15 protein-coding genes are annotated in these 12131 nt (G+C 65.7%); 12 read left to right on the top strand and 3 right to left on the bottom strand.

Annotated elements, in window-relative coordinates; genetic code table 11:
- On the bottom strand, positions 1 to 191 hold a 191-nt coding region (locus VMR39_RS20175), incomplete at its 3' end, for a hypothetical protein (RefSeq protein ID WP_325418405.1).
- 172 nt (positions 192 to 363) lie between these two features.
- Between VMR39_RS20175 and VMR39_RS20170 the strand changes: the two genes are divergently transcribed.
- From VMR39_RS20170 to VMR39_RS20130, 9 genes are read left to right on the top strand one after another with little or no spacing between them, the layout of a single operon-like run.
- Positions 364 to 630 carry a type IV conjugative transfer system protein TraL gene (locus tag VMR39_RS20170; RefSeq protein ID WP_008827576.1) on the top strand — a complete coding sequence of 89 codons (267 nt, stop codon included), beginning with the start codon at positions 364 to 366 and terminating at the stop codon, positions 628 to 630.
- 5 nt (positions 631 to 635) lie between these two features.
- Positions 636 to 1271 (top strand): TraE/TraK family type IV conjugative transfer system protein, encoded by a 636-nt coding sequence (locus VMR39_RS20165; protein ID WP_325418399.1) that lies wholly within the window; start codon positions 636 to 638, stop codon positions 1269 to 1271.
- Positions 1255 to 2031: a type-F conjugative transfer system secretin TraK gene (locus tag VMR39_RS20160; protein ID WP_325418397.1), complete on the top strand. Its 777-nt coding sequence runs from the start codon at positions 1255 to 1257 to the stop codon at positions 2029 to 2031. Before VMR39_RS20165 ends, VMR39_RS20160 begins: the two co-directional genes overlap by 17 nt.
- Positions 2028 to 3374 carry a TraB/VirB10 family protein gene (locus VMR39_RS20155; RefSeq protein ID WP_325418395.1) on the top strand — a complete coding sequence of 449 codons (1347 nt, stop codon included), beginning with the start codon at positions 2028 to 2030 and terminating at the stop codon, positions 3372 to 3374. The genes VMR39_RS20160 and VMR39_RS20155 overlap by 4 nt, the downstream gene beginning before the upstream one ends.
- Before the next feature lie 25 nt (positions 3375 to 3399).
- Positions 3400 to 4044, top strand: coding sequence for a type IV conjugative transfer system lipoprotein TraV (gene traV, locus VMR39_RS20150; protein ID WP_325418393.1), 645 nt, complete (start codon positions 3400 to 3402; stop codon positions 4042 to 4044).
- On the top strand, positions 4041 to 6587 hold the full coding sequence (locus VMR39_RS20145) for a TraC family protein (RefSeq protein ID WP_325418391.1): 2547 nt from the start codon (positions 4041 to 4043) through the stop codon (positions 6585 to 6587). The genes traV and VMR39_RS20145 overlap by 4 nt, the downstream gene beginning before the upstream one ends.
- A complete protein-coding gene (locus tag VMR39_RS20140; RefSeq protein WP_325418389.1) occupies positions 6584 to 6913 on the top strand; it encodes a hypothetical protein in 330 nt (109 codons plus the stop codon). The genes VMR39_RS20145 and VMR39_RS20140 overlap by 4 nt, the downstream gene beginning before the upstream one ends.
- A complete protein-coding gene (locus tag VMR39_RS20135) occupies positions 6910 to 7146 on the top strand; it encodes a hypothetical protein (RefSeq protein WP_325418387.1) in 237 nt (78 codons plus the stop codon). The genes VMR39_RS20140 and VMR39_RS20135 overlap by 4 nt, the downstream gene beginning before the upstream one ends.
- A gap of 31 nt (positions 7147 to 7177) precedes the next feature.
- The gene (locus VMR39_RS20130) at positions 7178 to 7789 is read left to right on the top strand and encodes a conjugal transfer protein TraW (RefSeq protein WP_325418403.1); all 612 of its coding nucleotides are present in this window, start codon (positions 7178 to 7180) and stop codon (positions 7787 to 7789) included.
- Positions 7790 to 7821: 32 nt separating this feature from the next.
- Here the strand turns inward: VMR39_RS20130 and VMR39_RS20125 are convergent, their stop codons facing one another.
- Together VMR39_RS20125 and VMR39_RS20120 are read right to left on the bottom strand one after the other, a co-directional pair.
- Positions 7822 to 8352, bottom strand: coding sequence for a GNAT family N-acetyltransferase (locus VMR39_RS20125; protein ID WP_325418385.1), 531 nt, complete (start codon positions 8350 to 8352; stop codon positions 7822 to 7824).
- Between the two features lie 15 nt (positions 8353 to 8367).
- On the bottom strand, positions 8368 to 8676 hold the full coding sequence (locus VMR39_RS20120; RefSeq protein WP_325418383.1) for a DUF1778 domain-containing protein: 309 nt from the start codon (positions 8674 to 8676) through the stop codon (positions 8368 to 8370).
- Positions 8677 to 8775: 99 nt separating this feature from the next.
- Here VMR39_RS20120 and VMR39_RS20115 point away from each other — a divergent pair, with 99 nt between their 5' ends.
- The 3 genes from VMR39_RS20115 (at position 8776) to VMR39_RS20105 (ending at position 12046) form a co-directional block, all read left to right on the top strand.
- Positions 8776 to 9792, top strand: a complete 1017-nt coding sequence (locus VMR39_RS20115) for a TraU family protein (protein ID WP_325418381.1) — start codon at positions 8776 to 8778, stop codon at positions 9790 to 9792.
- A 137-nt stretch (positions 9793 to 9929) separates the two neighbouring features.
- Complete coding sequence (locus tag VMR39_RS20110) at positions 9930 to 10118, top strand: hypothetical protein (protein WP_325418379.1); 189 nt, start codon at positions 9930 to 9932, stop codon at positions 10116 to 10118.
- Positions 10115 to 12046 (top strand): hypothetical protein, encoded by a 1932-nt coding sequence (locus VMR39_RS20105; RefSeq protein ID WP_325418377.1) that lies wholly within the window; start codon positions 10115 to 10117, stop codon positions 12044 to 12046. Before VMR39_RS20110 ends, VMR39_RS20105 begins: the two co-directional genes overlap by 4 nt.
- Positions 12047 to 12131: the final 85 nt, after the last annotated feature.

Genomic DNA, 12131 nt, shown 5'->3' with positions numbered 1-12131 from the left:
CGCCCATTGCGGGCATGTTGGGGGATTATTTCGGCCGCCGTCGGCTGCTGCTTGCCGCCTTCCTGCTTTATGCGCTGGTCGGCGTCGCGCCGGTTTTCCTGACCAGCCTGCCTGCCATCCTTGCCTCGCGCGTGGGTGTCGAACATCATGATCGGCATCCCGACCATCGTCGCGGCAGTCTGCCTGATCAAGGCGGACTCCATCCTGCAGACGTTCGGGATTGTCGTCTGAGATGCTGCGCGCGGGATGCGCCTGGCAGACCGGCCAGGTCCGTCCCGCGCCAGCACCGTGCTGGGGGCCGATGGTCGGTCCCCGGAAACCGGCACCTTCGCAAGGTGTCATGAAGCAGGAGGAGAAGGGCACATGGACGAGCGCCTTCCGCAATATCTGCATCGGCCAGTCCAGATCCTGTGGTTTGGATCGGACGAGTTCCTGCTCGCGACCTCGAGCGTTTTCGTGGCCGCGATCGTGGGCGGATTTGTCGGCTGGGCGCTCATCGCCGCCCTTCTCCTTTTCATCCCGTGGAAGCGGAGCAAGCCCAGGGGCTACCTTTCCCATCTCGCCTGGCGCTGGGGCCTGGTCTCCTTCCCCCACTATCCGGGTCCGACGCAGACCCGCTTCTTCGAGTAGACGCGATGGGTATCCTCTCACGCGGGCAAGCGGCCGAAGATCCGCTGCTGGGCAAACCGGCAAGTTTCGGCATCCATCGTTATCTGCAGGGCTCGGCCAATCTCTTCGAGGAGAACCGGCTGCTCAAGGTCGCGGTGGCCGGCTTGTTCGGCGTCACGGTGGTGCTGGGAGCGGTCATCTACACGACCAACCAGAACGCGCGCACCGTGGTCGTGCCCTTCGGCGCTACCGGCGATCTCTACGTCTCGGGCAGCGAGCCGTCCGAAGCCTACCTGGTCGCCATGACGCGCAACATCGTCGCGCTGTCGGGCACCTGGTCGGCCTATTCGGCCGACCGCCAGTTCCAGGAACTGCTGGGGCTTGTCCATCCGTCCGCCTACGGCGCGATGCGCGACAGCCTGAACGCCGTGCTCGACGAACTGGCCGACAATCCAACGCTGTCGATCGCCACTTACATCCGGGGTGACCAGCCGGTGCGCTGGACGCCCCGCGAAATTCTCGTGCCGGTCGAGAAAGTCCGCGTCATCGGCGGGGTGATCCGCAAATTCCGGGGTGTTCTGCGGATCGGCTACCGGATCGAGAATGGCCGTTTCTGGCTGACCCGTCTTTCCGAGGAACAGTTCGATGCCGAAACACGCTGACCGCGGCGCGTCGCTGTGCCGCACTCCGATGCTTTGCCTGCTGTTGCTGGCATCGCCGGCATCGGCACAGGGCATCCAGGCCCTGCCGGACCAGACCAGCCATATCCGCCTTTCCAATCGCGACATCAATCACGTCGTTTGCGAGGGCGGCGAGATCGAGGACGTCAAGTTCTCGGCCGAGAAGGGTCTCGCCGTCGAGAAGGGCGGCGCGGACGCGTGGATCAAGTTCCTGACGCGCGAGTTCGACGACGCCGGCCAAGTCACGCGAACCTATGTGACCCAGCCTGCCGAATTCTTCGTCACCTGCAACGGCGCAACGTACCCGCTCTATGCCGAGCCCGCCGAGATCCCGGCACAGACCGTGGTGCTTGTGCCCGGCGCCCGCCAGCGTGCGCAGGCGAACAGCGATCTGCTCGCCGCGCTCGCCGACGAGGACCGCGCGGTCTCGGTGACGATGGCGATGCTCGACGATCATGTCCCGGCGAGTTTCAGCGAGATAGCGCCGTCGGGCATGGCAATACGGCTTGTTTCTCTGCCCGCCCTTTCGCTCGCCGAGCAGCGCCGGATCGCCATCGAAGGCACCGGGCTCTCCGCCTCGGAATATCGGCTCCAGGCCGCCGCGCCGATGGTGCTCGACGAGCGCCAACTGGTCGATGCCGGTCTCGGTGAGCGTATCTTCGCGATCACCCTCGATCGTGTGCGCCTCGCCGCCGGAGAAACCGCCCGCCTCGTGGTCGTGCGCCGGGGCGCGGGACAATGAGCGGCCCGGACGACAAGGCCACGGGAGACCCTGAGCCGCGCTCGGCCTATCAGACCCACCTGGCCGAACGGGCCGGGCGCGAAGTTGAGGATGTACTCGCTCCTGCCGGGATTGGCGCAGCTTTCGGTCTTCCCGACTGGAAAGCGCAGTGGAACCGGCTGTCCGCGAAGCAGAAGCTGCGCGCGCGTCAGCTCGCCGTCGCTGCCGCCGTCGGGGTACTGGGATTGGCGCTCTACATGGCCTCGGGGCGCAAGGAAGACGTGAAGAGCGCGGACCCCGCCGCCTCGCTCAACATGGGCGCGGGACTGCGCGGAGACAGCCTCGAAGTGAAGCTGCGCGGCGACCTCAAGAAAGTGCTTGATGGCCAGCAGCTGCTCGGAGACCGGGTTAGCGCCATCGAGGAAGGCAAGGTGGCCCCCGGCAGCAAGTCGCCTGCGGCTACCCAGGGCAGCGATGGCGATCTGCCGCCCGCGCTGCCGGACACCGTCCCGGCCCTGCCCTATCCTCCCGAGACGGGCGACATTTCCGCAGATGCCGACAGATTGCCCGCGCCGCCGACGGGTCCCGCATCCGTGGCGCCACCCGCTCCGCCGATCGAGAAGACGGTCGGCGCGATCGGCTCGGCGACCGGCGTGGTCGTAAACGCCGGCGGACCACAGGGCACCGCCGATGCCGCGGCGTCGTCCAAAAAAAAGAATCGGACGATCTATTTACCGCCTGGTTTCATGAAGGCGCGGCTCCTGACGGGGATCGACGCGCTGGCGAGCCGGGACGCCACGAGCAATCCAGAGCCCATCATCGCGAGGGTCCAGGCGCCCGCAGTCCTGCCAAATGAAGTCAAGGCGAACCTGGCCGGCTGCTTCGTCATCGGCAACGCCACCGGCAGCCTCGCAAAGGAGCGGGTGGAGATCCAGCTCGTCTCGCTCTCCTGCGTCGATTTCGACGAGCATTCCGTGGTCGATCAGCCCGTCAAGGGCTTCTTCGTAGACACCGACGGCAAGAAGGGGCTCTCGGGCAAAGTGGTGACCCGCGTCGGCGCGACGCTCGCCCGTGCCTTCATCGCCGGCACCATCAGCGGCATTTCGCAATCGGTCGAAAGCACGTTCGGCAGCACGTCGACCTCTGCGCTGGGATCGGTGCGCACTCTCGATGCCGCAGACGCCGCCAAGACCGGGATCGCCGGGGGCCTTTCCAAGTCCTCGGACAAGCTCACCGACTTCTACCTCGATCTCGCCCGGCAGGCGGGGCCTATCGTCGAGGTCGGCGCCGCCAAGGACGTCGTCGTGGTGATCCAGGAGGGCGTGACCCTCGAGATCAAGCCCGGCGCCACCGCCAAATTCTGACCCCCCGCCCACCGGAGACAGGAACATGACCATGCTACGTCCCGCATTGCTGGCTCTTCCCCTCCCTCTCATTGGCCTGTCGGGCTGCGCGGCGATCGGCTCTGTGATGTCGCCCTACAGCGAGAAGTTCTCCTGCAAGAACAGCGACCATGGCCAGTGCATCCATCCCGACCAGGCCTATGCCGATGCGCTGGCCGGAAGGCCGTCCAGGTCCGCTCCGGCCTTCACCAACGATCGCAAGCTGCTTGTCCAAGAAGATGCGCATGCCATCGAGGGGCGTACCTTGCCGGCTCCTCGATCAGCGACGACGGCGCTTGCACCCAATCGCCGGGGCACGAAGCTTCCTGCCGCCGCCCCCTTCACGCAGCCCAACATCGGCGCAGTGGTCGAGAGCCCTTCCTCGCCGATGTTGCGGCCCTCGCGAACGGTGCGCACGCTGATCCTGCCCTATGCGGACAAGCAGCGGCCGGGTCGCCTCTATTTGCCGCGCTACATCTATTCGATCGTCGACAAACCCGCTTGGGTCGTCGGCGACTATCTCGTCGAGCCCGGCGGCCGGGTTCCCGCGCCTCCCGTGCTGCGTACCGCGCGCGAGAGCGATCCGGCAGGAACCGCTGAGCCGATCACCGGTGCAAACCCCGAAGCCCTCGAACCGGAGCGCCGGCCATGAGCGCGAGAAATACCCGGGGCGGTCTCAGCTACCAGCGCCTGCGCGCGGCGGTGACGCGCGATGCCTATTCCGACTTCCTGCCGATGCTGGCCTGGGTCGAGGAGGAAGAGGCCTTCCTGTGCATCGACGATGGATGGGGGCAGGCCTGGGAGCTTGTGCCCGCCGCCTACATGTTCGCCCATGTCCAGCAGGCGCTGCTCGGACTGCTCAACATCCATTTCCCCGAAGGAACGGTGCTGCAGCTCATCACCTTCGCCGATCCGCTCATAGACCCTGCGCTCGACGCCTATCTCGACCTCAAGGTCCGGCCCGATCCCTTGGTGCAGGCCTCGGCGCGGCGGACCGCCGACTACCTGCGGGCCGGAACCCGCGGCCTCGACTCCCTGCACGGTATCCCTGTGCGTGACTTTCGCCTGTTCCTCGCGGTGAAGACGCGGGTGAAGCTGGGCGCCGACTTGCGTCGGCAGGTCGAAGAGCAACTGGCGAAGATGGGCATCCGCCGTCTGCCGCCGTCCGAGCTTGTCAGCTTCTACCGGCGGATATTCAACGGCGTCTTCGCGTCTGCGCCCGGCGTTTTCCTCCAGGACGGTGTCAGCGGCATGCCCGCGCCCTCGGTGGCGCGCCAGATCATCGAGGCGGGACCGGACCTCTTTTTCGAGGGACCGGAAGTCTTCCTCGGCAACCAGGTCGCGCGCTGCCTGACACCCAAGGCGCCGGCGCGGCGTATCACCGCCGAGCGCGCCAACCGTCTGATGGGCGGAATGCGCGGAAGCGCGGAGGACAGCGATCAGATCGGCGGCCCGTTCCTCTCCTGTCTCTCGGTGCTGTTCGACCATTCGCAGTTCGAGATTCACAAGCGCGCCCAGATCCTTTCCGCGCAGAAGGCTGCGGGCAGCTTCGCGGTCGAGGTCGGCAAGCAGATCGAGGAGATCGGGTGGATCCTCGACGAGGCCTCGAACAGCCGGTTCGTCTCGGTGATCCCGACGATGTGGGTGCTGGGCCGCGACAGTGCGCACGCGCGCGACATGGCCGCGCGTGCCAAGCGGCTGTGGGAGTCCGAACCGCTGCCATTCATGGTCCAGGAGGAAAGCTATCTGCTGCCGGTGCTGCTCGCCGCCAGCCTGCCCTTCGGCCTCTATCCCGAAAAGCGTACGATGAGACTGCTCGAGCGCGACTTCCGGATGCCGGTGAAAGCCGCAACGCTGATGGCGCCGGTGCAGACCGATTTTCGCGGGGGCGGGCGCCCGGCACTGCTTTACGTGGGCCGCAAGGGACAGCTGATCACGCTCGACCTCTTCGATCCCAGGATCAACAACTACAACTTCATCGTCTCGGCCGAATCCGGCGCGGGCAAGAGCTTCCTGCTAAACAATCTGTGCCAGCAATATTACGCGCAAGGCGCGCTGATCCGGATCATCGATATCGGCGGCAGCTATCGCAAGCTCTGCACGCTGTGCTCTGGTCGCTATATCGACATCGGCGAGGAACGCCTTGTCCTCAACCCCTTCGACATGGGGCTCGCGCTCGATGGCGAGGACAAGCAGTCGGCGATCGCCATGGCGGTCGCGATTGTCGCGGAAATGGCCAATGCCGCCACCCGCAAGCCCGTTTCCACCTCGCAGTGGAATCTCCTTAAGTCCGCAGTCCAGTGGACGGTCGACGGCGGGCGCGGCGAGGACGGCATCGATGCGGTTCGCCAATGGCTGGGGCGCTATCCCGAGAATGCTGTCTCAGACCTCGACCGCGTCGAGCATCTCGTGCCCGTCGCGCGCGAACTCGCCTTCAACCTGCGCGACTTCGGATCAGGGGGCGCTTACGGTCACTTCTTCAACGGCCCCTCGACCTTCGATATCCGCAGCGACGAATTCGTCGTGCTCGAGCTGGAACGACTGAAGGCACTGCCTGACCTTTTCAACGTCATCGTCATGGTGGTGGTCAACGCCGTCACCCAGGAGCTCTATCTCTCCGACCGCGGTCGACCTCGCTTCGTCCTGTGCGACGAGGCCGCGCAGTTCATGACGCGCAGCGACGGGCAGGATCTCTCGCGGCTCGCCGAGGCATTCGGCCAGGGCTATCGCCGGGCACGCAAATACCAGGGCAGCTTCGGCATCGTCCTTCAGAGCATGAACGATCTGACGCTGTTCGGCGGTACCGGCCAGGTGATCCTCGAGAACGCGGCGACGAAGTTCCTGCTGCAGGGCTCGACCTACGACAAGGCGGTCGACAACAAGATCCTCGACTATTCAGGCTTCGTCCTCGACCTCCTCAAATCGGTCCGCAATGCCAAGCCGAACTATTCCGAGGTGTTCATAGATTCGCCGCTTGGCCTCGGCATTGCGAGGCTCGTGGTCGATCCCTTCAGCTACTGGATCAACACTTCGGCGCCGGGCGAGGTCGCCGCCTTCGAGGCGCTGCTGCGTGCCGGACGCAGCCCGCTGGAAGCCGTGTGCGAACTGGCCGGCGTCGATCCCGTGCAGATCCTGGGTGATGCCGGCGGCCACGAACGCCTGTGGTACGGTCAATCGGATGGGGCCTCGGCATGACACGCACGCGCGCCCCGCATTCCGACCAGTTGTTGCTCGACTGGGAGCAGGACCCGGCCGTTCGGGCCGCCATCGAAGCGAGAATTGCCCGGCGAGCAAAGGCAGCCGCCTTGCGCTGGCGGTTGCGGCTCGTTGCCATCGAAACCTTCATGATGGGCGCACTGGTGACGATAACTGGCATCGCGCTTCATCAGCCTTTTCTCTCCGCGCTGCGCGCCGGGATCATCGTTGCTGCCGGCTGCTTTGCGAGCGGCATGTTGCTGATCGGTCTTTCCGGCGCATGCGGGAAGCTGGTGTCGCGCGTGCGGCAGTGGAGGCATCGGTGAATGGCATCTTCTCCTCGACGCCGGCCCCAGGGGCTGTCCGCCTTTTGGTCGGCAGCCACGGCCTCCTGCTGGTGCAGTCCTGCATCGCCTGGCAGCTGCCCGCCATGCCCGATCGGTTTCGCCTGCTGGTGATCATTACCGCGATCATCGCCCTTACCGCCCTGATCAGCGCGGCGATGGGCCAGGCTTGCAATCGCGACGAGCCCGGATGGAGACGACGTCATGAGCGCTAGTCCCTTGTGTCGCTATTCCCTGTGCGCACTGATGGTACCTGCCGCCATTCTGGCGACGTCGACCCTCGCGCTGGCCGCGACCAGCACCATCGGTCGCACCTGGCCGATCGCCGAACCCGACGCGCTGAGCGAGATCGAAGGCCGGGCGGCGCGCGTTCCCGATATGACGACGGCCTTCGGGCCGCGCGGACGCTGGTCGGCGATGAAGGCGGCGTCGCTCGGAGTTGCCCGCGCGGATCGGACCCGCACAGTAGTCCCTTTCTATACGCTCGAGCAGGATATCCGCCTGCCAGAGGGCAAGCTGCTCTATGCGAAGGGCTACAGCTTCAATCCCCTCGCCTATGTGTCGTTGCCTCAACGGCTTATCGTCGTACATCCGCGCGAGCTCGACTGGGCGCTACGCACCGCAAGGCCCTCCGACTTCATCCTGCTCGCAAGCGGCACTCCCGGCGATGCCGACGCGATCACTCTCGGCGAACGCCATGGCAGGGCACTCTTCCTGCTCGAGGAGAGCGTCAAGCGCCGGCTCGGGCTGACCGTCGCGCCGGTGATCGTCGCGCAGGACGGCCAGAAGCTGGTGCTTACGGAAGTCGGCGTGATTGAAGCGGACAGGGCCAAAGCCGCGCGAAAGGCACCGCGATGATTATCCTTGTCACCGATAGGTTCGGCCGCGGATCAATGTCCGATCAGTTCGCGCAGCGTTGCGATCGGCAGGAACAGACGAAGGGGCTGCCCCGGAAGCTCCGCGAATCCATGTCGCAGGTAGAAGTCCTTCCGCCGGATGACCTGGACAGCATCTCCGCAATCGAGAACGTCGATCAGGACCAGCGCTATTCCGACCGAGCGTTCGGCCTCGACGATGCGCCAGAGGCTGTCGACGAGCAGGTCACGGCCAAGGCCCCTGCCTTGGACGCGCCGGTCGACGCCGATCATCGAAATGAAGACAGCCGGGATTTCTCCATGGCCGGGCCGCGTCCTTGCATAGCGTGCCGGCAAAACCCGGTACTCGATGGCCGAAGCGTTCTGGGCATAGAAGCCCAGCACCTTGCCCTGCCCACCGTCCAGGACGAACGTTCGCAGATTCGCGGCGCGGGTCAGCTTGGCTGCGGTCTGGCGGAAGAAATTATCGACCTGCGCGACACCGCTTTCGAATGTCGAACGATCGTGCCGGGCGACATCGAGCGGCTCGGTAATGGGTCGGTACATGCGCCTGCGCGTCGTTCAGTTGGACAGGTAACGATCGCGATACTGGGCAAATGCACTGCGCATCGCCTCGGTCGGCGGAGAGGGATTCTCGAGAGCGTCAAGCAGAACGACCGCGTCTTCTCCGCGAAGAACCGTCCGCTCCTGCGCTTCGATGACCTCGAGCGCGGCCTTGTAAGCCGCGTTCATGGCGAAAGTGGAATCGTCGACACCCGAAACCGCCGCCGCATACCGGATGACCTCCTTGATACGCGGCTTCGTGCGGAAGCTCATACGCTCGGTAGCGCGCTCGTCGACCTTCGAAGCAATATCCACGAACTTGTTCATCACTCTCGCCTTCGATACTTGGCGCGCCCGATGTACGCCAATCTGGCGCACATTTCAATGCCGCTACGGAAGTCCGTGCTCTCCCGCCGCGTCGGAAAGATGGTTCCATTGCCATCGCGGCGCGGTGTCCTCGCGCTTGGCGCCGTCTTTGCGGCGCTGGCGATCGCCTCTCCCGCCCATGCGTCCAAGTGCGAAGCGGGCACGGTGTTCAACCCGATCACCAAGGTGCGCTGGAACTGCATCTTCCCGATCACCATCGGCGGGGTGAAGGTCGGCCCCAGTGAACCGCTAAGCAAGGCGCTCGACGCCCAATCGGCGTCCAAGCCGCTCTGCGCCTGCCGCAAGGGCGTGACCTTCTGGTTCGGGGTGAAGGTCAGCTTCTGGTCCCCCAACCGCATGGTCGATGTCGTGACCGAGCCGGGCTGCATGATGGCGCTCGGCGCGGACATCATGCCGACCGGCGGCAAATTGCAGGGGAGCCAGAGCAGCCTCGCCGACGGCACCAATACGCGCAAGATGTTCGCACAGATGCACTACTACATCTCGCCGGTCTGGAAGATGCTCGACATGTTCACCGACCTGCCCTGCATCGAGGACGACGGCTTCGACGTCGCCCTCATCACCGAGGTCCTGCCGACCTGGCAATCGGCGACGCTGGGCGCGATTATCCAGCCAGAGGCGATCCTGTTCGGCAATCCGGCCGCGGGTCTCGCCTGTATGTCCGACAGCGCCGCCGCAGCCGCGGGCAAGGTCGTCGATCCGTTGTTCTGGTGCATGGGCTCGTGGGGCGCGACCTATCCGGTTGCGGGCGACATTCATTTCGGGGACAGCGTCGAGGCATGGGCGGGTCTTGCCGCGCGTGGCCTCTTCATGATGGGTCGGCTCGGCGCGCTCACCATCAGTTCGGCCGACGGCTGCTCCTTCATCCCCCAGCCGGTGTGGACCAAGAGCCGCTACAAGTTCCAGCTGATGGAGCCGGTCAAGGGCGGCAGCTGCGTCAATGTCGGCCGGCCCGGCGCGCTCTGGACCAGCGCGAAGCATGCGCCCGGCAAGGACAACGCCCAGTTCATGCTCTTTGAAAAGACGATCTGCTGTGCCGGGGTATCGACGCCGTGAGCAGGTCGCCTTCCGACAACCGCGTGAAAACGCCCGGGATCAGCCGGTGGCCTGCCCGTCAGCCCATCAGCCCGAGCGTTTCCATCGCGGTCAGACCGGCGCCGTTTCCCCCCTGCGGTGTCGGTCGGACGGTCGGCGTGGCCTTCAACACAGACGATGGACAGGCGGTGCTCCCCTCCTCGCCGTATGTCGTCGCGGCCACGCTGACCGTCTTCGAGGGGCAGGCCGTGTTCAGGGCCGAGAGGCCGCTCACCGACGGCGGTGTCCTGCTGTTCCGTTTGTGTCGCGGCTCGCGCGGCGTCGTTCCAGGCGAGATCCAGCCATGAAGGCGCGCGCCCTGCTCCTTGTCACGGTGCTCGGGCTTTGTGTGCCGCTGCACGCGCAGACGCCGGAGGACCGCGCCCGCGCCGCGGCCGCCGCCGCCCGCGCCAAAAGCGCTGAGAGCGATGCGCTGCTCGATAACTACGTGACGCCGGGTATGGCGGGCCGGAGCATCACCACGGTGGACTCCTCCAAAGCGTTCACTCCCGATCTCGCCTGCCAGAAGACCGCGACCTATCTGGAACTGCTCGCGCAGCCAGGCGCCACCGGCGATATCGGCACGCTCAGCATTTCACGGGACAGCGATCTCGACGGCAGGTTCGACGAGGCGCTGACGGTGCCCGTCGTGACCTCTGGCATCTGCGCGAACGGGATCATCTCCTGCAACCCGGGGACGTGGGACGCCTGCCGGTTCTTCCGCTGGGACACAGCGGGTTCGGGAGCGCTCAAGCTCAGCGAGGTCGAGCTGAGCGAACTCGCGGGCTGTTACTGCGTCAACAACAGCTGCGGCAACAACCTGGTGTGGGGTGACATCGCCTCGGTGCTGAAGGACCTCGGTGGCGGTGTGGTCGGCGCGCTCACCACTTCGGACACGCGCATCGCTATTTCGCAAGCGTCGATCGATGGGCCGGTCATCAGTTACACCGGCGCCCAGACGACCTCGTGCACAGCGCAGTCCGATGTCGGCGCCGCCGCGTACAAGAGCAATCCCGGCGCCATCTCCAGCGACGCCTCCGCCGCCGCGCAGGCCAGCAGCGTGTTCCAGGCGCTCGCCGCCTCTTCGACCGGGACCGGCACTTCCGAGGTCAGCCGCAGCTGCACCATCACCCGGCAGATCGCCCAGGAAGAAATCACAACCGAGAAGGTCATCGACCGGATTGCCGGTGGCTATGCGACGTTCGTCACGGGCACCGGGAACGTCACCTTTCTCATGGGCTCGCCGTCCGACAACAGCCTCACGGGCGGATCCTGCTCGATCTTCGATTTTCACATGACGCTGCGGGTCAAGGACACCGGTCGCCTGCGACAGGTTCTGCTCACCCGCTTCGGCGCGGATGACTGGGGGCAGATCCGGGTCGATGGCGAACTGCTGGGTTCCGGGCCGCAGGCCTGGACCGGAACCGGATTGCCGCCGGGCAAGTGCGAGAAGAAGGGCGCGTTCTACCTGGACCCCGCGCTCGATCTGACCTCGCGAATGACACAGGGCGATCACGACATCTGGCTGCGCGTCGCGGTTGCCGAGGGCGGCGAAGCCTATGCCGCGATCGATGCAAGCGTCGATGCCGGCTGCCAGACGAGCGAGCAGCTGGTCGATACCTGTTCCGGCTATGGGGCAAACGATGCCTGCCGGCTGCAGGATGAAGTGGTCGACGGGGTCACGACGTTTCGCAGCGGCGTCAACACCGGCCTTTCGCCGCTACCCCAGATGCGGATGTTCGGAACCGGCGCCTGCACCGCGCAAATCGCCCGCGACTTCTTCCTGCGCGAGCGGACCTACCGGTGCACCGTCGATCTGGGAGCGGCGGCCCAGCCCGATCTCTCGCGCGGCGCCTATGTCATCGATCACTCGGCCGAGACCCTGCTTGCCGACCGGGTGGCGAACGCCGACGGCAGCTACAGTCTCACCACCCGCAACTTCTCGATGCCCGATCGCGGCAGCGTCAACGCCTGCGAGCCGATCTGCAAGACCCGCAAGGCCCAGGCGAACATGGCCGTCGCGCCCGATGGCGTGACGGGTTCGAAGCAGACCGATCCGACAGGCTGGGACTATTACTACCGCACCTGCCAGGACAGCAACGTCTGCCCGGCCGGGGAAGGTGAGGAACTCGTGGAGGGCTGCGGATGCCTCGATGATTTTCCCGAAGCGGCGGTGATGATGCAGTCGGTGCGCCTCGGCGGGGCGGACATGGTCTGCACGAGCAGCGTGCGATGAGCGCCGCCCGGTCCCACCTTGCAGCCGCCATGCTGCTCATGATCGGCGTGCTGGTGTTCCCGGCGAGCGCCGCCGCCCAGCAGCT

Source organism: Sphingobium sp., assembly GCF_035511395.1.
Classification (GTDB): Bacteria; Pseudomonadota; Alphaproteobacteria; order Sphingomonadales; family Sphingomonadaceae; genus Sphingobium.
This window is presented reverse-complemented; position numbering and strand designations above follow the sequence as displayed.

What these genes read in the sequence shown, in the direction of transcription:
- VMR39_RS20160 (WP_325418397.1), top strand. Translation starts at nt 1,255, where the DNA reads ATGCCGAAACACGCTGACCGCGGCGCGTCGCTGTGCCGCACTCCGATG.
- VMR39_RS20105 (WP_325418377.1), top strand. Translation starts at nt 10,115, where the DNA reads ATGAAGGCGCGCGCCCTGCTCCTTGTCACGGTGCTCGGGCTTTGTGTG.
- VMR39_RS20130 (WP_325418403.1), top strand. Translation starts at nt 7,178, where the DNA reads ATGGTACCTGCCGCCATTCTGGCGACGTCGACCCTCGCGCTGGCCGCG.
- VMR39_RS20115 (WP_325418381.1), top strand. Translation starts at nt 8,776, where the DNA reads ATGGTTCCATTGCCATCGCGGCGCGGTGTCCTCGCGCTTGGCGCCGTC.
- VMR39_RS20145 (WP_325418391.1), top strand. Translation starts at nt 4,041, where the DNA reads ATGAGCGCGAGAAATACCCGGGGCGGTCTCAGCTACCAGCGCCTGCGC.
- VMR39_RS20140 (WP_325418389.1), top strand. Translation starts at nt 6,584, where the DNA reads ATGACACGCACGCGCGCCCCGCATTCCGACCAGTTGTTGCTCGACTGG.
- VMR39_RS20170 (WP_008827576.1), top strand. Translation starts at nt 364, where the DNA reads ATGGACGAGCGCCTTCCGCAATATCTGCATCGGCCAGTCCAGATCCTG.
- VMR39_RS20155 (WP_325418395.1), top strand. Translation starts at nt 2,028, where the DNA reads ATGAGCGGCCCGGACGACAAGGCCACGGGAGACCCTGAGCCGCGCTCG.
- traV (WP_325418393.1), top strand. Translation starts at nt 3,400, where the DNA reads ATGACCATGCTACGTCCCGCATTGCTGGCTCTTCCCCTCCCTCTCATT.
- VMR39_RS20125 (WP_325418385.1), bottom strand. Translation starts at nt 8,352, where the DNA reads ATGTACCGACCCATTACCGAGCCGCTCGATGTCGCCCGGCACGATCGT.
- VMR39_RS20165 (WP_325418399.1), top strand. Translation starts at nt 636, where the DNA reads ATGGGTATCCTCTCACGCGGGCAAGCGGCCGAAGATCCGCTGCTGGGC.
- VMR39_RS20120 (WP_325418383.1), bottom strand. Translation starts at nt 8,676, where the DNA reads ATGAACAAGTTCGTGGATATTGCTTCGAAGGTCGACGAGCGCGCTACC.